Raw genomic sequence first — 21,632 nt, 5'->3', positions numbered from 1 at the left:
GTCCACCGCCATCGGGATACCTCATTCCTCCGGCATAGCGCGGCCCACGATAACCGTCACGACCCCACGTAACCCGCACCGTTAAAGATCTCTAGTGGACATATTGAGCATCGCAGCGACCTCAGAAGTGTTCAGGAGGACGGGCTCGACGACGCTACAGCGCCTGCGCGACGAGTCGATGTCGGCGAGGATCTCGAGGTGAGGGTGTGGTTCCATGGGCAAGATCGCTCCTTGAGGGTGACCTGAGCGTAATCGCGGCATCGGCTCGCGCTCCGCTCTGGCCGCATTTCAAATGTCTTTGACATCGCCTTGTGCCACCGCCAAGAGTCACCGGACGAGCTATAGCCATGGTCATGAGAATCGCCGGTTTGGCTAACCGGTGGTCAGCTGCTATGTTTCCGCGCCGCTGCGGCGCTTAGATTCCGCGATGAGCATGGGGGACCTCCTTCTCGGGCCGAATACGAGGGGCCTGGGCCAGCCGACCCATCGCGGCGCTGGGCTCCTCTAGGTCGACCGCCTCCGCCTCTGGCTGCCGTCCAGGCCGCGCGAGTGACGGTCATCACGGGATGCTCTTGAGGGGGTACTGCGTAGGCTTGTGCCGTTGTCGCGGTGAGGAGCGGGAGCGCGCGCGGAACCCCCTACGGCCGCCTGACGTTGCGTCAGGAAAGTCAGCAAGTGGTCAGCATGAGTCCTGAAAAACCTGGGGAAAGCTGCCCGAACGTGCGACTCGCTGTAGGGTCTGGAAGCAGCCCTTGACCTGCAAGATCGCAGGCAGGGAGCCTACTTTTGGGAGTGCCCCAATGCTGCGTACCATGTTCAAATCCAAGATTCATCGCGCCACGGTGACCCAGGCCGACCTGCACTACGTGGGGTCCGTCACCATCGACGCGGACCTTCTTGACGCCGCCGATCTGCTGCCCGGCGAGCTCGTCCACATCGTCGACGTCACCAACGGCGCCCGCCTGGAGACGTACACCATCGAAGGGGAGCGGGGCAGCGGGGTCATCGGGATCAACGGTGCGGCCGCACACCTCGTCCACCCCGGCGATAAAGTGATCATCATCAGCTACGCCCAGGTCGAGGACGCCGAGGCGCGGGCGCTGCGGCCTCAGGTCGTCCACGTGGACGAGGGCAATCGCGTCGTGGCCCTCGGGGACGATCCGGCGGAAGCCGTGCCGGGCGACCCGGACATGGTGCGCAATCCGTCGAGCCGTCGCCGGGTCTCCGTCTGAACCGTCCTCTCGGGCCCGGGCACGCTCCGGATTTGAGGAGAGTGATGAGCGGTATACCGCGGGGCACGGTGATGCTGGGGCTTCTGCATACGTCCCCCGTCCACGCGCCCGTCTTCGACGGTTTGCGGGACGAGGCACACCCGGGGGTCGAACTCCGGCACCACGTGGCGGAAGAGCTCCTTGCCCGAGCCCGCCGGGAGGGGCCGGACGCCGTCGCCCCTGATGTCCGGGACGCCCTGGAGAAGGTCGTGGGGGACGGCGTCGGGGCCGTGCTGTGCACCTGTTCCACCATCGGTGGCATCGCCGAATCGGCCGGGGCGGACCTGGGGGTTCCCGTGGTGCGGGTCGACCGGCCGATGGCGGCCGCGGCCGTCGCCTCCGGGCCTCGCGTTGTCGTGCTCGCGGCGGTCGCGTCGACCCTGGAGCCCACCTCGGCGCTGGTCGAGGAGGAGGCGCGGCGGGCCGGGCGTGAGGTCTCGGTGCGGGCCGAACTGGTCGACGGGGTGTGGGAGAGGTTCGAGGCGGGGGACTCCGAGGGTTATCTCGAGGGCGTGGCCCAGGCGGTGCGCGCGGTGCGGGACGCGGACGTCGTCGTGCTCGCGCAGGCCTCCATGGCCGGGGCGGAGGCGCTTGTTCCGGAGGTTCGGGTGCCGGTCCTTTCCAGCCCTCGGGCGGGTCTCGCGGCGACGGTCGCGCTGGTCTCGGGGTAGCGCGGTCGCCGGGAGCCCCGGGAATCCTGCGCGTACCGGAGCGTCACCCCCGCCCCGCGCCCGCCGCGGGCAAGGACCGCCGAACCGTGGAAGGCTTGGGCGCGGGGGCGTCGGGTACGCGGGGAGGAGCCGCTGGCGTACCACTTGCTGGAGGAGTGCAATGACCCACCCGTACCCTGATCCCGCACCGGCCCCGGGGCCGGTCAGGCCGTTCCCGGACCCCGACCCCGCGCCGCCGGAGCCGGGCAGGCCGTTCCCAGGGCCTGATCCCGTGCCGAACCCGGAGCCCCGGCCGACCCCGGATCCGCCGCCCTCCCCGATTCCCCAGCCGCCGGGCCCGGACCCGGCCCCCGAGCCCCAGCCGGGGCCGATGCGGTGAGTCGGCCGATGCGGTGAGTCGGCCGATGCAGTGATGCGGCCGGTCGTCCGAAACGGCCGACGTGCCGGTGGCGGGCGCGGACCTGTGAGTCCGCGCCCGCCGTCGGCTGTCCGGGCCCGCTCCCGGTCCTTCTCGACAGTCGCGGCCGGTAAGACTCCCTGTCGGGCATGGATCCGCTGGCATAACGTGACCTCCCCACGTCTTTACCGAGGAGGAGCCGCCGGTGCCCCAGTTCGACCTGCCCCTCGACGACCTGCGTCGCTACCGTCCCGACCTGCCCGAGCCGAAGGACTTCGACGCCTTCTGGCAGAAGACGCTGCAGGAGGCGCGGCAGCACGGTCTGGACGCACGGTTCGAGGCGGTCGAGCTGCCTCTGACGGGTGTACGGGTCTTCGATGTGACGTACGCCGGATTCGGCGGGCACCCGGTCAAGGGGTGGCTGATTCTGCCTGCCGGTACGGAAGTCGGGGCCGAGGGAACCCTGCCCGCCGTCGTCGAGTACATCGGCTACGGCGGCGGACGCGGGCTGCCCCACATGCATCTGCTGTGGGCCGCCGCCGGGTACGCGCACTTCGTGACGGACACCCGGGGCCAGGGCAGCGGGGGCTGGGCGCAGGGCGACACCCCGGACCCGGTGGGCAGCGGTCCCGCCTACCCGGGGTTCATGACCCGCGGGATCGAGGACCCGCACGACTACTACTACCGGCGCCTGTACGTCGACGCGGTACGGGCCGTCGAGGCCGTCCGCGCCCATCCCCTCGTGGACGCCACGCGGGTGGCCGCGCTCGGGATCAGCCAGGGCGGCGGCGTCGCCCTCGCGGTCGGCGGGCTCGTGCCGGACCTGGCCGCCGTCGCGGCCGACGTGCCGTTCCTCTGTGACTTCCCGCGGGCGACGACGCTCACGGACCGCCCGCCGTACAGCGAGATCGGGCTCTATCTGAAGGCGCGCAGGGACGGCCAGGAGCGTGTCTTTTCGACCCTGTCGTACTTCGACGGCGTGCACTTCGCCGCCCGGGGGCGGGCGCCCGCCCTCTTCTCCGCGGCCCTGCAGGACCAGACCTGCCCGCCGTCGACGGTGTTCGCCGCCTTCAACGCCTATGCGGGCAGCGAGCGTTCGATGGAGGTGTACGGCTTCAACGATCACGAGGGCGGCGGCCCCTATCAGCAGGGTGTCCAACTGCGGTGGCTGAAGGGGTACTTGAGGCACTGAAGCGCTCAACCCCGCCTATGCTCCCGGCTCTTGTCACGGATTGGTCCGACCGACTAGCTTGCGGGCTTGTCGTGAGTCCGTTGTGCGCAGTCCGTGATGACGCGTGTCCGAGGGAGCTCCCATGGCCGTACGGGGCCGGCACCGCCGGTATCAGCCGAACCGCATCAACCGCGCGTCGCTGACCGTCACGGCGGGCGGCGCCGGAATGGCGCTCCCGCTGACCGTCGCGGGCACCGCGGGCGCGGCCGACGTCGACATCTGGAACAAGGTCGCGGCCTGCGAGTCCGGCAGCAACTGGAGCATCAACACCGGCAACGGCTACTACGGCGGCCTCCAGTTCAAGCAGTCCACCTGGGAGGCGTACGGCGGCACGGCCCACGCGCCGCGCGCCGACCGTGCCACCAAGGACCAGCAGATCTCCGTCGCGGAGAAGGTACTCGACGCCCAGGGGCCCGGCGCCTGGCCGATGTGCTCGTCGAAGGCCGGGCTCGCCCGGGGCGGCGGCGCAGCCGACGTCACCCCGGCCCGCGCCCCCGCCAGGCCGGAGCGGTCCGGGCGCCACGTCAAGGACGTCAAGCCCGAGGTGACCCCGCAGTCCACCGCGGGCACCGCCGAGATGTACACGGTGGTCCGCGGCGACACCCTCTCCGGCATCGCGGGCGAACGCCGGATCCGGGGCGGCTGGCAGCAGTTGTACGACGCCAACCGCCGCGTCATCGGTGACGACCCCGACCTGATCACGCCGGGGCAGCGGCTCTCGGTACACGGGCAGGGAGCTACCAGGCAACGCACCGGGGACCGCCCCGAGACGCGGCCCCGGCAGAAAGCGCCGGAGAAACAGGCGGCCGAAAAGCGGGCGGCGGAGAAACAGGCCGCCGAGAAGAGGGCCGCCGCGAAGAAGGCCGCCGAGCGGCGAGCCGCCGAAAAGGCCGCCGCCGAGAAGAAGCGCGAGAAGTCGCGCTCCTCGCAGGCGTCCGCGCCGGGCGCCGTCGCCCCCGTGGGCGCCTCGCCCAGCACCCCGTACCGGGCGGCCGGCGGCTCCTGGTCGAAGGGCTACCACACGGGCGTCGACTTCCCCGTGTCCACCGGGACCTCCGTGAAGGCGGTCGCCGCGGGCCGGGTCGTCTCCGCGGGCTGGGGCGGCAGCTACGGCTACCAGGTGGTCATCCGCCACACCGACGGGAAGTACAGCCAGTACGGCCACCTGTCGGCGCTCTCCGTGAAGGCCGGACAGCAGGTCGGTGCCGGGCAGCGCATCGCCAGGTCCGGATCGACGGGGAATAGCACGGGCCCGCATCTGCACTTCGAGGTGCGGACGGGACCCGGTTTTGGTTCCGATGTCGATCCGCTCGCCTATCTGCGGGCGCGCGGCGTACGGATCTGACGCGTCGCTCCGACAGGTCGCTCCGACAGGTCGCTCCGACAGGTCGATCCGGCAGTGTGATCCGACAGGTCAAGCCGTACCGGTCCAGGCCGAAGCACGCCGGCCGGGGCCGGGGCGGTCAGGACACCATCCGCTCGTGCCGCCCCGTGTGTCGCGGCCTGCTCCTACGGTGGGCCGTCGGCGCCTGCTGGGACGGCACCGCGGGCAGCACGTCCGCGGTGGGGCGCGGCCCCGTACCGTCCGCCGTCCCGGAAGCCGAAGAGGGCGAAGAGGAAGAGGAACCGGAGCCCTGCTCCGCCGGCCGGCGCGTGGCCGGGCCGCCCTGTGCCACCGGGCGCCCCTCGCCGACGGCCGCCGTCGACGTCTCCCGCGCGATCCGCTCGGTCGTCAGCAGGACCAGGCCGGTCGCGGCGACGACACCGCAGGCCAGTGCCAGGACGGCGCCCGCGGCGCCGTGACGGAAGGATTCTCCGAAGAGGGTCAGGCCGACCGCAGCCGCCGCCACCGGGTTCACGACGGTCACGGTGGCCAGCGGCGCCGCCAGGCCCGCGCCCCGGTACGAGGCCTGCGAAAGCAGCACGCCGGCCGCCGCGAGCACCGCGATCGCCCCGAGGGTCGGCAGCTGCTCGAGGAGCGCGACGTCCCGGTCCCAGTCCACCGCCACCGTCTTCGTGAACACCGACGCGATGCCGAAGGCCCCACCCGCCGCACAGGCCAGGAGCACGCTGCGCATCACGGGATGCCTGGGCACCGCGTGCGCCGCGACCATCAGCGCAAGCACACCGCCGCCCGTGGCCATGGCGAGCATGAGGCGCTCCGCGTCGGCCAGGGTCTGCGCGTCGGACGACGAGGTGAGCGAGAGGAGCCCGGCGAGACCCACCGTCGCCAGGAGCGCGCCCCGCCAGGCGGTGGCCCCGGCCCGGCGCCGTACGAACACGGCGGCCATCGGCAGGGCGAAGACGATGGTCAGCGCGCCGAGCGGCTGGACCAGGCTGAGCGGGCCGTACGCGAGCGCCACCACGTGGAGCAGGGCGCCCAGGCCGTTCAGGGCGATCGCCGTCCACCAGGCGCCCCGGTGCAGCGGCGCGTATCCCTGCCCCGTCGACGTCGCCGCCACGCGCTCCTGCAGGATCGCCCCGGCGGCGTACGCCACGGCTGAGACGAGGGAGAGCAGCACGGACAGCGCCAAAGCACTCATGAGGTGCTCCGCGGGGTGCGGTGCGTCCGGTGTTCCCGGTCTGGCGAACGGTCTGCTTCCATACTGACAAGAATGACTCCACAACCTCTTTGAGTCGTCGTACCTGAGCAGGCAATTGGTCCTACTGCCGATGGAGTACGACCTTTCCCATGTCCTCCCCAAGAGGGGTTACCTCCTGGGCGCGGAGAGTGACCCTCATGGCGACCCCGGGGCGGCCCGGCGGCGCGGGACTTGCTGTACTGCTGTCGTGACCACCCTCATCGACCTGGCAGAACTCGGGACCGTCGGCGGATTCTTCGCCCTGCGCCGCGCTCCGGCACACGAAAGCGGCGCCCGGCCGCTCGCGGAGGCCTACGCGACGCCCACGACCGGCACCGACCCGCTCACCTTCCGTGTCGGCAAGGTCGCGCGGCGGCTCGGCGCCCCCGAGGACCGCATCGCGGTGTCCGTGGCCCAGCTGGGGCTTGCCGCCCGGCTCTGGTCCGTGGCGCTCGGCTCCGCCGCGCTGTACGGCCGGGTGCCCGACCTCGACCCGGCGCTGCTGCGCTGGGACGCGGACGCCACCTCGCCCGACGACCTGTGGCTGAGCGACGTACGCCCGCTGCCTGGCGATGCCGAGACCCTTCGGGGCGTCGTGCAGCACGGCCATCTGGCGCCGCTCTCCGCCGCGTTGCGCGACCGGTACCGAGTCTCCGCCGGGCTCCTGTGGGGCAACGCGGGCTCCGCGCTCGCGGGCGCGGCGCGTGAACTGCACGGCTGGGCGGCGCGTTCGGGGCGCCCTGCCGTCGGGGAGCGGGCCCTTGAACTGGCCGCCGAGCTCTTCGGCCATCCCGACCTGCGCGGCACCGGCACGCTGCGGGGCACCGCCTTCCGGCGGCGCAGCTGCTGCCTCTACTACCGGTGCCCCGGCGGCGGGTTGTGCGGCGACTGCTGCTTCGAACGCCCGCCGCAGCGGTCTTCCCCCGAGGCCCCGTCCGGGTGACCATGAGGTGGCGCGGCCGACATTCGGGCGGACGACGGAGGGCGCTACGTGAAGGTGGGACTGCTCACCCGGGAGTATCCGCCGGATGTCTACGGCGGAGCCGGTGTCCATGTCGAGTTCCTCGCACGGGAGTTGCGGGCGCTCACCGACCTCGACGTGCACTGCTGGGGGGACGGCACGGCCGACGGCGTCGTGCGCCACGGGGTGTGGCGCGCGCTCGACGGCGCCAACGACGCGCTGCGCACCTTCTCCGTCGACCTCTCCATGGCGGCGGCCCTCGCCGGACGCGACCTGATCCACTCCCACACCTGGTACGCCAGTCTCGCCGGGCATGTGGGCAAGCTGTTGCACGGCATCCCGCACGTGATGACCTCGCACTCCCTGGAGCCGCTGCGCCCCTGGAAGGCCGAGCAACTGGGCGGCGGATACGCCCTGTCGAGCTGGGCCGAGCGCACCGCGGCCGAGTCCGCCGACGCGGTCATCGCGGTGTCCGGCGCGATGCGCGAGGACATCCTCGCCTGCTATCCGGCCGTCGACCCGGCAAAGGTCCACGTGGTGCACAACGGCATCGACACCGCCTTGTACCGGCCCGACCCCGGCACGGACGTCCTGGAACGGCTCGGCATCGACCTGGAGCGGCCGTACGTCCTCTTCGTCGGGCGCATCACCCGGCAGAAGGGCCTTCCCCATCTGCTGCGCGCGGCAAGGAAGTTGGACCGCGACCTCCAGGTCGTCCTGTGCGCCGGGGCGCCGGACACCCCCGGCATCGACGTCGAGTTCCGCACCCTCTTCGAGGAGTTGAGCCGGACGCGTGCGGGCGTCCAGTGGATTCCGGAGATGCTGCCGCGCCCGGAGGTCGTCCAACTGCTCACCCATGCGGCCGTGTTCGTCTGCCCTTCCGTGTACGAGCCGCTGGGCATCGTCAACCTGGAGGCGATGGCGTGCGGCACGGCCGTCGTCGCCTCACGGGTCGGCGGCATCCCGGAGGTCGTGAGCGACGGGACGACGGGACTGCTCGTCCCGTACAAGGAGAGCGACCCGGAAGGCTTCGAGCACGACCTCGGGCTGCTCCTGAACAGGCTGGCCACCGACCCGCGGCGGGCCGCCGCGATGGGCGCGGCCGGACGACACCGCGTGCTCAGGGAATTCGGCTGGGACGCGGTCGCCCGGCGCACCGTCGAGGTGTACGAGGAGATCCTGCACGCCGACAGATAGCCGACAAGTAGGGGGCCTTGGATGCGCGGTGGACCTTCGGTGCTCGGAATCGTGCTGGCCGGCGGGGAGGGGAAGCGGCTGCTGCCGCTCACCGCCGACCGGGCCAAACCAGCGGTCACGTTCGGCGGCACCTACCGCCTCGTCGACTTCGTGCTCTCCAACTTCGTCAACGCCGACATCCTGCGCATCTGCGTCCTGACGCAGTACAAGTCGCACTCCCTGGACCGGCACGTGTCGACGACCTGGCGCATGTCGAGCCTGCTCGGCAACTACGTCACTCCCGTCCCCGCCCAGCAGCGCCTGGGCCCGCGCTGGTACCTGGGCAGCGCCGACGCCATCCTGCAGTCCCTCAACCTCGTCCACGACGAACAGCCCGACTACATAGCGGTGTTCGGCGCCGACCACGTCTACCGCATGGACCCGCGGCAGATGCTGGTGCAGCACATCGAGAACGGCGCGGCGGTGACCGTCGCGGGGATCCGGGTGCCGCGCTCCGAGGCGTCGTCGTTCGGCATCATCACCCCCGCGCGCGACGGCACGAAGGTCGAGCGCTTCCTGGAGAAGCCCGCCGACCCGCCCGGGTTGCCCGGCGCCCCGAACCAGGTCTACGCCTCGATGGGCAACTACCTCTTCACCACCAAGACCCTGGTCGACGCCCTGCAGCAGGACGCCGAGGACGAGGGGTCCGCGCACGACATGGGCGGCTCCATCCTGCCGCTGCTCACCGAGCGCGGCATGGCCCAGGTGTACGACTTCAACGACAACCACGTACCCGGCGAGACCCCGCGCGACCACGGCTACTGGCGCGACGTCGGCACCCTCGACTCGTACTACGAGGCCCACATGGACCTGATCTCCGACCACCCCGTCTTCAACCTGGACAACCGGCGCTGGCCCATCTACACCCACTCCGCCGGTCTGCCGCCCGCCAAGTTCTGCGCGGGCGGCATCGCGGGGGAGTCGATCGTCAGCCCCGGCTGCGTCATCCGCGGTCAGGTCACCCGGTCCGTCCTCTCGCCCGGCGTGACCATCGAGGAGGGCGCGGTCGTCCAAGGCTCCGTGCTGCACGACAACGTACGGATCGGGCGGGGCGCGGTGGTGCGCGGCGCCGTCCTGGACAAGAACGTCGACGTACCGCCGGGCGCCACGATCGGCGTCAACCCGGAGCGGGACGAGGAGCTGTACACGGTGTCCACGGGCGGCGTGATCGCGCTGGGGAAGGGCCGGACGGTGCCGGTGTGAGCGCCTGTGAACGAACCGATGGAGAGGCGGCGGCCGACACTTCTCCGTAGGTTGATGCCGTAGATCAGCTGGGGGGATGGCGTACGTGACCGCCTGCGGCGCCGACACGGCTTCGTGGGAGCGGCGCTGGGAGGAGGCGGCTCGCGCGGATGCCGAGCGGCTCCCGCCGGATCGGCAAGAGGAAGGAGAGGCAGGCGCCGTACCACGGCCTGACGCGCTTCGAGCCGGCCGACCACGAGCGCTTCTCGTTTTGGTCGTCGACCAGTTCGAGGAGGTGTTCACCCTCTGCCGGGACCTCGGTAAGCACGCGGCCTTCCTGAACCTCGCTCTCGCCGGATGGTCCGGCTCAGCAGGGACGGGCGGACGATGGTCGTGGCCTCGGAGGCCGGGGGCCGAGTGGGGAGCTGGGACGTGGCCGCCCACCGGCGCACGGCCGGGTTCCGGCTGCCCGAGGGGGAGCCGCCGGTGGAGCGATTGGGAGACGTACATCCCGGACATGCCGTAACGGGACATCTGCTGAAGAGGTCGCATCGAGCCGCGCGCTCACAGCACCCGGCGCCTGCGCCCCAGCCACGTCTGCGCGATCACCACCACCGCCAGGAAGGCGCCGCTGACCACCTGCTGGTAGGCGGAGTCGAGCGAGCCGATCTGGTTGATGACGTTCTGGATGACCTTCAGGAGCAGCACGCCCACCAGGGAGCCACTGATGAAGCCGAAGCCGCCGGTGAGCAGCGTGCCGCCGATGACGACCGCGGAGATCGCCTCCAGCTCCATGCCGGAGCCGAGGATCGTCACCCCGGAGACCAGCCAGGCCGCGTTGAGGGCCCCGGCGAGCCCCGCGCAGAGTCCCGACACCGTGTAGACCGCGATCTTCGTACGGGCCACGGGGGCGCCCATCAGCGCCGCCGCGTCCTCGTTGCCGCCGACCGCGTACACGTACTGGCCGAACCGGGTGCGGCGCAGCACGACCGCGCCCGCGACGAACAGGGCGACGGTGATCCACACGGGCGCGCCGACGCCGAGCACCTTGCCCTGGCCGAGCGTGGCGAAGAACGAGTCCTTGTCGACGAGGTAGGTCTTGGAGCCCTCGTCCGTGACCGACAGGAGGATGCCGCGCGCGCCCAGCATCGCCGCGAGGGTCACGATGAACGGCGCGAGCCGGGAACGGGCGATCAGCAGGCCGTTGACCAGGCCGATCAGCCCGCACACGGCGAGCGGCAGGAGCAGCGCCGCCGCCGTCCCGTACCGCGAGCCCCAGGCGGCGAGCACCCCGCCGAGGGCGAACAGCGAGCCGACCGACAGGTCGATGCCGCCGGTGACGATGACGAAGGTCATGCCGAGCGCGACCACCGCGAGGAACGCGGAGGACACGGCCATGTTCTGCAGGTTGTCGCCCGTCAGGAACGTGTCGAAGCCGACCGACGCGGCGGCCACCGCCATGATCAGCGTGACCAGGGCGCCGTGCTGCTGGGCAAGGGCGCTCAGCCGCTCGGCGCGGGAGGGTCCGGCGGCCTGTTCTTCCTGGACGGCCTGGTTCATGGGGTCCGCCGGAGTCTTCGTGTCGGTGGTCATCGCTTGCCCCTCTCGCGTGCCGCGTAGACAGCGAGGACGATCACCACGGCCTGGGCGATCTGCGTCCACGACGGCGGCAGGTCGTGCTTGATGAGCGTGGCGGTGAGCAGCTGGATGAGGACGGCGCCCGCCACGGTGCCGCCGATCCGGACGCGCCCGCCGCTCAGCGGTGTCCCGCCGACCACCACGGCGGTGATCGCGGAGAGCTCCATCAGATTGCCGAGCGACGTCGGGTCGCTCGCGCTCAGGCGGGCGGTCGCGAGGACACCGGCGAGCGCGGCGAGGGCGCCGGAGACGACGTACACGACGATGAGCACGCGGCGCACCGGCAGGCCCGCGAGCAGGGCGGCCGGGCGGCTGTCGCCGATGGCGAGGAGCTGTCGGCCGAACGTGGTGCGCCGGACGACGAAGGCGACGGCCATTGCGAGGGCCGCCGCGATCAGCACCAGGTAGGGGACGCCCGCCACGTCGCCCGAGCCGAGCGACGCCATGGCCGGGTCGCGCACGTCCTTGAGCTGGGGGAGCAGCACCTGGGCGAGGCCCCGGCCCGCGACCATCAGGGCGAGTGTCGCCACGATGGGCTGGACGCCGATGAAGGCGACGAGCGAGCCGTTCGCCGCGCCGACCGCCATGCCGCCGAGCACCGCCACGATCAGCGCGAGCCACATCCCGTATCCGAGATAGAGCGAGATCAGGGAGGTCGAGAGGGCCATCACCGAGCCGACGGACAGGTCGACGCCCTCGGAGCCGATGGCCAGGGCCATGCCGAGCGCCACGACGAGGACGGGCGCGACCTGGACGGCCTGGGTGCGGAAGTTCTCGCCGGAGAGGAAGTGCGGGGTGAACAGGACGTTGACGAGGACGAGGACGGCCACGCCGAGGTAGACGCCGTAGTCCTGGAGGAGGCGGAGCGCGCGCTCCCGGTCGCGGGGGGCCGTGGCGCCGTCCGGGCCGGGCCCCGCGGGAACGGCCAGCGCGGTGGGGGAGGGGTCACTCACCGCGGCCTCCGGTAGCGGTCCGAGGGGTGGCTATGGCGCGGAGCAGACGGTCCTCGGTGACGTCGGGGCCGGTGAGTTCCTCGACCGCGGCACCGTCCTTGAGGACGACGACCCGGTCCGAGCCCTCGATCAGCTCCTCCATGTCCGAGGAGATCAGCAGCACGCCGAGGCCGTCCGCCGCCAACTCGTCGATCAGGGCCTGCACTTCGGCCTTGGCGCCGACGTCGATGCCGCGCGTTGGCTCGTCGAGGAGGAGGACCTTCGGGTGCATCGCGAGCCAGCGGGCGAGCAGCACCTTCTGCTGGTTGCCGCCGGAGAGTTCGCCGACCTTCTGGTGCGGTCCCGACGCCTTGATGCGCAGCCGTTTCATGAAGGTGTCGACGACAGCGTCGACGCGGTCCTCGTGCACGAGACCGAAGCGGGAGAGGCGGGGGAGCGCCGCCAGGGCGATGTTCTCGCGGACCGAGAGGCCGGGGACGATGCCCTCCGCCTTGCGGTCCTCCGGGAGCAGGCTGATGCCGGCCCGGATGGCGGCGGGGGTGGAGCCGGTGCGGATCCGCGCGCCGGCGAGGACGATCCGCCCGGAGTCGGGAGGCAGCGCTCCGGCGATGACCTTCGCGGTCTCGCTGCGCCCCGAACCGAGCAGACCGCCGAGGCCGACCACCTCGCCGGGCCGGATGGTGACGGAGACTCCCCGCAGGCGGTGGCGGACCGTCAGTTCCGTTGCCCGCAGCACAGGTTCTGCCTGTGCCCGGTGGTCGCCCGTGAAGCGGGTGCGCCCCTCGTCCTGCACGGTCTCGATCTCCCGGCCCAGCATCAGCGCCACCAGACGGAGCCGGTCGAGGTCGGCAAGGGGGCCGGTGTGCACGACCTTGCCGTCGCGCAGCACGGTGACGGCGTCGCAGACCTCGTACAGCTCGTCCAGGCGGTGACTGACGTAGATCACCGCGATGCCACGCTCCCGCAGCATGCGGATCACGCCGAACAGGGTGCGCACCTCCCGGGGTTCGAGGGAGGACGTCGGCTCGTCCATCACCACCACGCGCGCGTCGACCGAGACGGCGCGTGCCAGGGCCACCATCTGCTGGGCGCCGACGCCGAGTTCGCGCAGCGGACGGCGTACGTCGACACGGACGCCGAGGCCCCGCAGGGCCTCGTCGGCCTCGCGGTGCATCCGCCGGAAGTCGATCAGGCCCAGGCGTCCGCGCGGCTCCCGGCCGAGGAACAGGTTGCGGGCCACGCTCATCAGGGGGACGAGGTTGACCTCCTGGTAGATGGTGGAGATGCCCGCGTGCTGCGCTTCGAGCGGGGTGGCGAACCGTGCCGGGCGGCCGTCGTACGTCAGGTCGCCCGCGTCCGGCCCGTACACCCCCGTCAGGACCTTGATGAGCGTGGACTTGCCCGCGCCGTTCTCGCCGATCAGGGCGTGCACCTCGCCCGCGCGGGCCGTGAAGTCGACCGCGTCCAGGGCGCGGACGCCGGGGAACGTCTTGGTCAGGCCGGTGACCGACAACATGTCAGTAGGCCTTGCCGAGGTCGGACTCGGCGTTCTTCCCGGTGTACGCGTTGTCCTTGATGACGATGTCCTGCGCCACCTTCCGGCCCTTGGTGAACGTGTCAAGGGTCTGGAAGGCGAGCGGTCCGAACCGCGGGTTGGACTCGACGACGCCGTCGATCCAGCCGTCGACGATGCCCCGTACCGCGCCCTTCGTGCCGTCGATCGTCACGATCTTCACGGCGCCGGCCTTCTTGCCCGCCCCCTTGAGGGCGTTGACGGCGCCGAGCCCCATCTCGTCGTTCTCCGCGTAGATCCCGGTGATGTCGGGCTTGGACTGGATGAGCTGCTCGGTGACCTGCTGGCCCTTCTCGCGCGCGAACTCGCCGGTCTGCTTGAAGACGACCTTGAGCTCCGGGGCCTTCTCCTTGATGCGGTCCTCGAAGCCCTTGGTGCGCTCGGTGGTGACGTTGTTGCCCGCGGCGCCGAGCAGGATCGCGATCTTGCCCTTGCCGCCCGTCGTCTCGATCATCCGGTCCGCGGCCCGCTTGCCCTGTTCGACGAAGTCGGAGCCGATGAAGCTCACGTAGTCCTTGCACGCGGTCGCGTTGATCTTGCGGTCGATGGTGACGATCGGGATGTGCTTGGCGCCGGCGGCACGCAGCACCGGCTCCCAGCCGTCGGAGTTGAGGGGTGCGATGACGAGGAGGTCGGCGCCCTTGGCGATGAGGTCCTGGACATCGCTGATCTGCTTGGAGAACTGCGACTGGGCGTTGGCGGTGAGGAGCTTGACGCCGCGCTTCTCCGCCTCGGCCCGGATGGACGCCGTCTCCGCGATGCGGAAGGGGTTCGCCTCCTTCTCGGACTGGGAGAAGCCGACGGTCGCCTCGGCCAGGTCCAGCTTCTTGCCGCCGTACGCGCCGATCGCGCAGGTCTTGCCGCCGCCCCCGCCGGTGGACATCGCCTCCTGCCCGGCGTCGCCCTGGTCCTGCGACGAGGCGCTGCCGCCGTCGGACGCGTCGTCCTCGGACTTCGCGCAGCCGGCGGTGAGGACGAGGCCCGCGGCGAGGCCGGCGGCGGCAAGGGTCCTGGCTGAGGTACGGCTGAGGAGTGTGGTCGGCTTCATGGAAGTCCCCAAACGGCACGGCCCCGGCACTGAGAGCGCTCACGGGAGAGACGGCACTTGCGGTCAACTCGGCTGTACGGGGAGCTTTTTACATCGTTGAAAGAGGGCTGTAAACCCTCCGCGCACTCTTCGCCGCACCGCGGGGGCCCGGCGACATGACACGGGCTCTCACCGCCGGCCCAGCGTGCTCTCCCGCTCCACCAGCCGGAAATCCGCGGTGAGTTCACGCCCGCCGAGCTCGTGCGGATGTGCCAGGCTGCGCAGCAGCGACTCCACCGCGAGACGGGCGATGGCCTGCTTGTCCGGCGCCACCGTGGTGAGCGTGACCGCCCCGAACTGGCCCTCCGCGATGTCGTCGAAACCGACCACCGCCACGTCCCACGGCACGCGCAGCCCGCGCTCGTGCAGCACCCGCATCGCGCCGATCGCCACCAGGTCGTTGTACGCGAACACCGCGTCGGGCCGCACGCCCGCGTCCAGCATCCGCGCCATGGCCTTCGCCCCGTCCCACCGGTCCCAGCCGCCGACCGGCCCCACCAGGCTCTCCGGCGCGGCGATCCCGGCCGCCGCCAGTTCCTCGCGCCAGCCCGCGAGGCGCAGGTGGGCGGGGCGGTTGGCGGAGTCCGTACGGGCGCCGAGGAACGCGATGTTGGTGCGGCCCCGGCCGATGAGGTGGCGCACCGCGGTGCGGCTCGCCGCGACGTTGTCGATCGCGATGTGGTCGTAGGGCAGGGCGTACTCGCGCTCGCCGAGCAGCACCAGCGGCACGTCGTCCTCGCGCCCCCGCAGGTCCTCCGACTCCAGCTCGATCGGGCTGAGGATCAGGCCGTCGATCACCCGGGCCCGGAAACCCTGGCTGACCAGGACCTCCTGCTCGCGCTCGCCGCGCGTGTGGTCGAGGAGCACGGTGAAATCGTGCTCGGCCGCGGCGTCGATGACGGCGCCCGCGAGCTCGGCGAAGTAGGGGTTGCCGAGCTCGGGGACGGCGAGCGCGATGATGCCGGTGCGGCCCTTCCTGAGGTGGCGGGCCGTCAGGTTGGGCCGGTAGCCGAGCTCGTCGATGGCCTCCTGCACGCGGGCCCGCATCGCCGGGGTGACGTGCTGATATTTGTTCACCACGTTCGAGACCGTCTTGATGGAGACGCCCGCGCGCTCCGCGACGTCCTTGAGGCTTACCCGCACTGCGTCTCCCCTGCGTCGGTGGCCGCCCCGGTCCTTCGAGGCGTGTGTCATGACCCTGGACAGCGCGCCGGAGCGCGTGCTGTCATGCCAACTGCCGTTCCTTCCAACGTTGTACAGATTCGTTGTACAGACTGCAGCGACGAGCCGCCACCCTTCCTCACCAAGGAGGATCCGTGCGCATCAGACGACATCCCGGAAGCCCCGGAAGCCCCGGAAGCCCCGGAAGCCCCGGACGACTCGGCCGACACCTCGCCCTGCTGCTCGCAGGGGCCCTCGGCATCGCGGGGCTGACCTCGGTCCCCGCCGCGACCGCCGTCGACGACCCCGTCGAGATCCACGGGCTCAAGGGGGAGTACTACACCCAATCCGCCCCAGGAGCCTTCGACTTCGACCAGCTCAAGGCGACCGGCCTCGACCCGAACATCGACTTCGGCAACCTGGAGCCCCGCCTCAAGGCCACCACCGGGCGCGCCGACGACGTCAGCGTCCGCTGGACCGGCCGGATCGTGCCCGAGAAGACCGGCGCCACCACTTTCTCGATGATCGGCGACAACGGCTTCCGCCTCTGGGTCGACGGCAAGCTCGCCATCGACCACTGGCAGGACGACTGGGACAAGGAACAGACGTCCCGGCCGGTCGAGTTGGAGGCCGGGAAGGCCTACGACATCAAGGTCGAGTACTTCGAGCACTACGGCGGCTCCAACCTGCGCCTGAAGTGGACCCAGCCCGGCGGCGAGAAGAAAGCCGTCCCGCGCTCCGCCCTGCGCATCCCCGCCGACTTCGACTACGACGGCGCCATCGACGCCACCGTGCTGAGGGACGGCCGCAGCCTCAAGCTCGACTTCGCCCAGCCGCTCACCGCACCGCCCGCCGGTCTCACCGACCACCTCGACGCCGTCATCGGCGGCGCCAAGTGGCCGCTCGGCACGGTCAAGGCCGACCCTGCCGACGACCGCAGCCTCCTCGTCGGTCTGAAGGAACCCGTCGTCGGCAAGAAGGGCGGCGACGCCCCCGGCCTCGCCGACATCCGCTACGACGGCAAGGGCGGCCTCAAGGGCGCGGACGGCAAGGCCGTCGGGCAGTTCTGGACCAGCGGGCCCAACCACTCCGAGTACGAGCTGCGCACCAAGTGGGCCGACGACGTCACGCCCGGCAACGCGCACCGCGAGTACCCGCGCCCGCAGCTGAAGCGCGACAACTGGCAGAACCTCAACGGCTCCTGGCAGTTCGCCGCCGCCGACGCGGGCGAGAAGCCCCCGGTCGGGAAGGAACTCAAGGAGAAGATCCTCGTCCCCTACCCGGTCGAGTCCCAGCTCTCCGGCATCGAACGGCACGAGGACCGCATGTGGTACCGCCGCACCTTCACCGTCCCCAAGGACTGGAGGATCGGCGACGGCAAGCGGCTCAACCTCAACTTCGGCGCCGTCGACTGGCACTCCGAGGTGTACGTCAACGGCCGCAAGGTCACCGAGCACAAGGGCGGCTACGACAAGTTCAGCGCCGACATCACCGACGCGCTGAAGCCTGGCCGCACCCAGGAACTGATCGTCGGCGTGTACGACCCGACCGACGCGGACGACGGCGCCAACCCGCCCGTCGGCAAGCAGCGCCTGGACCCCAACGGCATCTGGTACACCCCGTCCTCCGGCATCTGGCAGACGGTGTGGATGGAGCCGGTGGCCGCCGACCACGCGGACTCCCTCAAGATCACGCCGGACGTCAGGGGCGAACGGGTCGCCGTCGAGGCGCGCGGCGTGCGCGACGGGGTGCGGTTCACGGCCGCCGCGTACGAAGGCCACAAGAAGGTCGCCGAGGTCAGCGGGCGCACCGGACGGCCGCTCACGCTCAGGATCGTCGACCCGCGGCTGTGGTCACCGGACGACCCGTTCCTCTACGACCTGCGGGTGCGGGTCGGCAACGACCGCCTCACCAGCTACTTCGGCATGCGCTCCATCGCCGTCGAGAAGGTGAACGGCACCCCGCGCACCATGCTGAACGGCAAGCCCGCCTTCCTGATGGCCACGCTCGACCAGGGCTTCTGGCCGGACGGCCTGCACACCGCGCCGAGCGACGAGGCCCTCGCGTACGACCTGAAGGCGCACAAGGCGATGGGCTTCAACTCGGTCCGCAAGCACATCAAGGTCGAGCCCGACCGCTGGTTCTACTGGGCCGACAAGCTCGGGTTGCTCGTCTGGCAGGACATGCCCGCCATGGAGGCCGGGCGCACCCCGGACGCCGCGGCCCGCGCCCAGTACGAGCGCGAGCTGAAGCAGATGATCGACGAGCACGCGAGCAGCCCCTCGGTCGTCATGTGGGTCACCTTCAACGAAGGATGGGGCCAGTACGACGTGGGCCGCATCGCCGAACAGGCCAAGACCTGGGACCCCACACGCCTGGTCAACAACATGTCGGGGCTCAATCTCGGCGCCGACGGAGGCACCGGCGACCTCATGGACGAGCACGGCTACCCGAGTCCGGCCCTGCCGCCACGCCCCGACGGCCGAAGGGCCCTGGTGAGCGGCGAGTACGGCGGCCTCGGACTGGCGGTGCCCGGGCACGCCTGGGCCGTGCAGCAGAGCTACGTCGACGTGGACCCGGCGACGTACACCGACGACTACATCGCCAAGCTCGACGAAGTGCGCGCCCTCGCCTGCAAGGGGAACAACGGCGCCGTCTACACCCAGATCACCGATGTGGAAGGCGAGTTGAACGGGCTGCTCACCTACGACCGCAAGGTCGTCAAACCGGATGTGCGGCGGCTGAAGGCGGCGCACGAAGCGCTGATCCGTGACGCCTCGCAGGCCACGGTGCCGGGCTGCCCCGGCTCCTGAGCCCCAAGGACAGGAACTCACCGCATCTGACGCCGCACCAGTTCGTGCAGGCGCCCGCCCGTGTCGGCCAACAGCTGCGCGGGCGGGCCCTGTTGCACGATGCGGCCCTCCGCCATGACGACGACACGGTCGGCGTCCATGACGGTGGAGAGCCGGTGGGCGATCACGACGCGGGTGGCATTCAGGGCCCGGGTGCTGTCGATGACCGTGCGCTGCGTCTCGTTGTCTAGGGCGCTGGTCGCCTCGTCGAAGAAGAGGACGCGGGGGCGGCGGATCAGGGCCTGGGCGATCATCAGACGCTGGCGCTGGCCGCCGGAGACCGCGCCGCCGCCGGAGATCATCGTGTGCAGCCCCATCGGCATGCGCTTGATGTCCTCGGCGAGCCCGGCCATCGCGGCCGCCTCCCACGCCTCCTCCTGCGTGAACGACTCGGCGCCGCAGATGCAGTCGAGGATCGAGCCGGTGAGCGGCTGGGCATTCTGCAGGACCACGCCGCACTGGCGGCGCACCGCCGACTGGTCGAGGGCCGACAGGTCCTGGCCGTCGTAGAGCACGCTGCCCGAGACCGGCTCGTCGAAGCCGATCAGGAGGCGCAGGAGCGTCGACTTGCCGCAGCCGCTCGGTCCGACGACGGCCACGAACTCGCCCGGCCGGATCGCGAGCGACACGTCGTCGAGGACCAGCGGCCCGTCCTCGGCGTAGCGGAAGGACAGTCGGCGCGCCTCGATCCCGCCCCGCAGCTCGCCCGGCTGCGTGCTCCCCGCGCGCACCTCAGGCGCCTCGTCGAGCACGGGCTTGATCTGCTCGAACATCGGCAGTACCGCGGCCGCCGAGAGCAGCGCGCCGGTGAGCTGCGTGACGGACGTCAGGAGCATCGTCACCGCGGTGCTGAAGGTGAGAAACTCGCCCGCGGTCAGGCTGCCCCGGGCCGGGCCCGCGAGCAGCACGAACATGATGAGCGTGCAGAGCGGCAGATAGACGGAGTTCAGGACCGTCGTGACGTTCTTGATGCGGCCCGCCCGCCGCTGCAGCTCACGGCTGCGTGCGAACTCCCCCGCCCAGGCGGCGTACGCGAAGCTCTCCGCGCCGGCGACGCGGAGTTTCGGCAGCCCCCGCAGAGTCTGGAACGCCTGGTTGTTGAGTCTGTTGCCGAGCTCCACCAGGCGCCGCTGCCAGCGCAGTTCCCACAGCCCGAGGGTGAGGAACACGGCGGCGATGACGGCCAGCATCGCCAGGGCGGCCAGGGCCAGAGGGACGCTGTAGAGCAGCAGCAGGACCACATTCATCGCGCCGACCGAACCGGCCTGCAGGGTGACGGGGCCGATCCCCGAGAGGACCCGGCGGATCGCGCTGACGCCCATCGCCGCGCTCGCCAGCTCGCCGGTGGAGCGGGTGGCGAAGAAGCGGGTGGGCAGCCGCAGCAGCCGGTCCCAGACCGCCGGCTGGAGGGTGCTCTCCATGCGGCCCTCCATGCGCAGGACGGTGAGGTTCTGCAGGAGCATGAAGGCCGCGGAGACGATACTGGTGATCATGACGGCCAGGGAGACCTGGACGATGAGGCCCGTCTCGGCGTTCGGCACGAACACACCGAGCACCTGGCCCGTGGCGACGGGCACGAGCGCGCCGATCGCGACCGTTACCAGACCGGCGAGCACGAGGTTGCGCACGTCGGCGCCGGTGCCGCGCAGACTGAAGCGGAACAGCCGCCACGGCGTCAGGGGCCGGTCCGGCAGCGGCCGGTAGAACATCACACCCTGCGGCTCGAACTCGTCGGCGTTGGACGCGTCGACGCGGGCGCGCCGTCCGGACGTGGGGTGCACCGACTCGTAGCCGCCGCGCCGCCACAGCAGGGCGACCGGTGTGCCGCTGGCCGTACGGTGCCCGACCAGCGGACCCGCGTTCTCGCGCCACCAGCGGCCGTCGAGGCGGACGGCACGGGTGCGGATCCCCGAGGCCACCGCGACCTGCTCCACCGGGTCGATCCGGTCGCTCACCGCGCCGCCCTGCGCGGCACCGGACAGCGTGATGCCCGCCGCATCGGCGACCAGCCGGCAGGCGGCGTACGTCGCGTCGTGCCCGTCGCGGGACCCGGCGCGGCGCGAACCGCCCCTGCCCGCACGGCCGATGGAGGCGATCAGCGTCCGGTCGGCCTGTTCGCGGACGTTCTCACCCGCCTTGATCCCGGCCGCCGTACGGTCCTCGTGGGCCCGCTCCAGGCGTTCGATCCAGCGGTCGAGGGTGGCGAGCAGCCGGTACTGCTGATTGACCATCCGCTGCCACATCGCGGCGTCGACGAGCAGGTCGCCGGTGGCCTCCGCGCTGTAGGCGGACCCGTACTGCACGCTGCCCGGCGCCACCGGCATCCAGAGGATGTCGTCGTCGGCCACCACGTCGTCACCCATGGTGCGGCCGTCGAGGGGCGCCTCGAAGAGGACCCGGTGGCCGCGCCCGATGCCGAGCGCGAACGCGTGCTCCAGGAGGCTCAGGGACGCGTCCTGCGTGTCGTACTGGGAGGGGTACTGCTGTTCGTACGACCACGTGTCGCCGTAGTCGGGCCGGTAGAGCTCGCGCAGCGGGACGCGGCGCAGCTCGCAGCCCTGGAGGGGGCGGCCGACGAGGGTGTGCTGGGGCCCTTCGACCGGGCCGAGGAGCAGCGAGCCCGGTTCGAGGCGGCCGAGGTAGTGCCAGTGGCCCTGCTGCACGGCGTCCACCGCGAAGAGGTCGAGGGCGCCGGCCACGACGAGCCACAGCACCTGCGGGCCCTCCAGGTGCACGCTGCGCAGACCCGTGCAGTCGACGGGGGTGCCGAGCGCGCCGAAGGCGGCGCCGACCGCGTCGTGCGCGTACGGGGTGTGCTGCTCGGGTACCGACGTCAC

Annotated in this window: 16 protein-coding genes; 9 read left to right on the top strand and 7 right to left on the bottom strand. The window is 71.3% G+C overall.

Annotated elements, in window-relative coordinates:
* The first annotated feature begins 800 nt into the window (after positions 1–800).
* From panD to ACFVYL_RS32840, 4 genes are all read left to right on the top strand, one after another.
* Positions 801–1,232, top strand: a complete 432-nt coding sequence (gene panD / locus ACFVYL_RS32855) for an aspartate 1-decarboxylase (protein ID WP_389722461.1) — start codon at positions 801–803, stop codon at positions 1,230–1,232.
* 71 nt (positions 1,233–1,303) lie between these two features.
* Positions 1,304–1,942 carry an aspartate/glutamate racemase family protein gene (locus tag ACFVYL_RS32850; RefSeq protein ID WP_389722471.1) on the top strand — a complete coding sequence of 213 codons (639 nt, stop codon included), beginning with the start codon at positions 1,304–1,306 and terminating at the stop codon, positions 1,940–1,942.
* A gap of 602 nt (positions 1,943–2,544) precedes the next feature.
* Positions 2,545–3,531, top strand: coding sequence for an acetylxylan esterase (locus tag ACFVYL_RS32845; protein ID WP_389722459.1), 987 nt, complete (start codon positions 2,545–2,547; stop codon positions 3,529–3,531).
* 121 nt (positions 3,532–3,652) lie between these two features.
* Complete coding sequence (locus ACFVYL_RS32840; protein ID WP_389722457.1) at positions 3,653–4,915, top strand: transglycosylase family protein; 1,263 nt, start codon at positions 3,653–3,655, stop codon at positions 4,913–4,915.
* Positions 4,916–5,033: 118 nt separating this feature from the next.
* On the opposite strand, the gene ACFVYL_RS32835 is transcribed toward ACFVYL_RS32840, so the two are convergent.
* Complete coding sequence (locus tag ACFVYL_RS32835; RefSeq protein ID WP_389722455.1) at positions 5,034–6,113, bottom strand: DMT family transporter; 1,080 nt, start codon at positions 6,111–6,113, stop codon at positions 5,034–5,036.
* 247 nt (positions 6,114–6,360) lie between these two features.
* On the opposite strand from ACFVYL_RS32835, the gene ACFVYL_RS32830 reads away from it, so the two are divergent.
* From ACFVYL_RS32830 to ACFVYL_RS32815, 4 genes are all read left to right on the top strand, one after another.
* Positions 6,361–7,095, top strand: coding sequence for a (2Fe-2S)-binding protein (locus ACFVYL_RS32830; RefSeq protein ID WP_389722453.1), 735 nt, complete (start codon positions 6,361–6,363; stop codon positions 7,093–7,095).
* Positions 7,096–7,143: 48 nt separating this feature from the next.
* Positions 7,144–8,310, top strand: a complete 1,167-nt coding sequence (glgA, locus tag ACFVYL_RS32825; protein ID WP_389722451.1) for a glycogen synthase — start codon at positions 7,144–7,146, stop codon at positions 8,308–8,310.
* Positions 8,311–8,331: 21 nt separating this feature from the next.
* Positions 8,332–9,552 (top strand): glucose-1-phosphate adenylyltransferase, encoded by a 1,221-nt coding sequence (glgC, locus tag ACFVYL_RS32820; RefSeq protein ID WP_389722449.1) that lies wholly within the window; start codon positions 8,332–8,334, stop codon positions 9,550–9,552.
* A 76-nt stretch (positions 9,553–9,628) separates the two neighbouring features.
* Positions 9,629–10,057: a hypothetical protein gene (locus ACFVYL_RS32815; RefSeq protein WP_389722447.1), complete on the top strand. Its 429-nt coding sequence runs from the start codon at positions 9,629–9,631 to the stop codon at positions 10,055–10,057.
* A gap of 38 nt (positions 10,058–10,095) precedes the next feature.
* On the opposite strand, the gene ACFVYL_RS32810 is transcribed toward ACFVYL_RS32815, so the two are convergent.
* From ACFVYL_RS32810 to ACFVYL_RS32790, 5 genes are all read right to left on the bottom strand, one after another.
* Complete coding sequence (locus ACFVYL_RS32810) at positions 10,096–11,124, bottom strand: ABC transporter permease (protein ID WP_389722445.1); 1,029 nt, start codon at positions 11,122–11,124, stop codon at positions 10,096–10,098.
* Positions 11,121–12,098 (bottom strand): ABC transporter permease, encoded by a 978-nt coding sequence (locus ACFVYL_RS32805; protein ID WP_389722469.1) that lies wholly within the window; start codon positions 12,096–12,098, stop codon positions 11,121–11,123. Before ACFVYL_RS32805 ends, ACFVYL_RS32810 begins: the two co-directional genes overlap by 4 nt.
* Before the next feature lie 16 nt (positions 12,099–12,114).
* Positions 12,115–13,638 carry a sugar ABC transporter ATP-binding protein gene (locus ACFVYL_RS32800; protein WP_389722443.1) on the bottom strand — a complete coding sequence of 508 codons (1,524 nt, stop codon included), beginning with the start codon at positions 13,636–13,638 and terminating at the stop codon, positions 12,115–12,117.
* 1 nt (position 13,639) lies between these two features.
* Positions 13,640–14,743, bottom strand: coding sequence for an ABC transporter substrate-binding protein (locus ACFVYL_RS32795; protein ID WP_389722441.1), 1,104 nt, complete (start codon positions 14,741–14,743; stop codon positions 13,640–13,642).
* 168 nt (positions 14,744–14,911) lie between these two features.
* Positions 14,912–15,925 carry a LacI family DNA-binding transcriptional regulator gene (locus ACFVYL_RS32790; protein ID WP_389722439.1) on the bottom strand — a complete coding sequence of 338 codons (1,014 nt, stop codon included), beginning with the start codon at positions 15,923–15,925 and terminating at the stop codon, positions 14,912–14,914.
* A 173-nt stretch (positions 15,926–16,098) separates the two neighbouring features.
* Between ACFVYL_RS32790 and ACFVYL_RS32785 the strand changes: the two genes are divergently transcribed.
* Entirely contained in the window at positions 16,099–18,756 is a 2,658-nt protein-coding gene (locus tag ACFVYL_RS32785; RefSeq protein ID WP_389722437.1) for a PA14 domain-containing protein, read from the top strand.
* 17 nt (positions 18,757–18,773) lie between these two features.
* Here the strand turns inward: ACFVYL_RS32785 and ACFVYL_RS32780 are convergent, their stop codons facing one another.
* Positions 18,774–21,632: an NHLP bacteriocin export ABC transporter permease/ATPase subunit gene (locus ACFVYL_RS32780; protein WP_389722435.1), complete on the bottom strand. Its 2,859-nt coding sequence runs from the start codon at positions 21,630–21,632 to the stop codon at positions 18,774–18,776.

This window comes from Streptomyces sp. NPDC058308, from assembly GCF_042880275.1.
Taxonomy (GTDB): Bacteria; Actinomycetota; Actinomycetes; order Streptomycetales; family Streptomycetaceae; genus Streptomyces.
The sequence above is the reverse complement of the archived record's forward strand: the minus strand, read 5'-3'. Positions and strand labels throughout refer to the sequence as shown.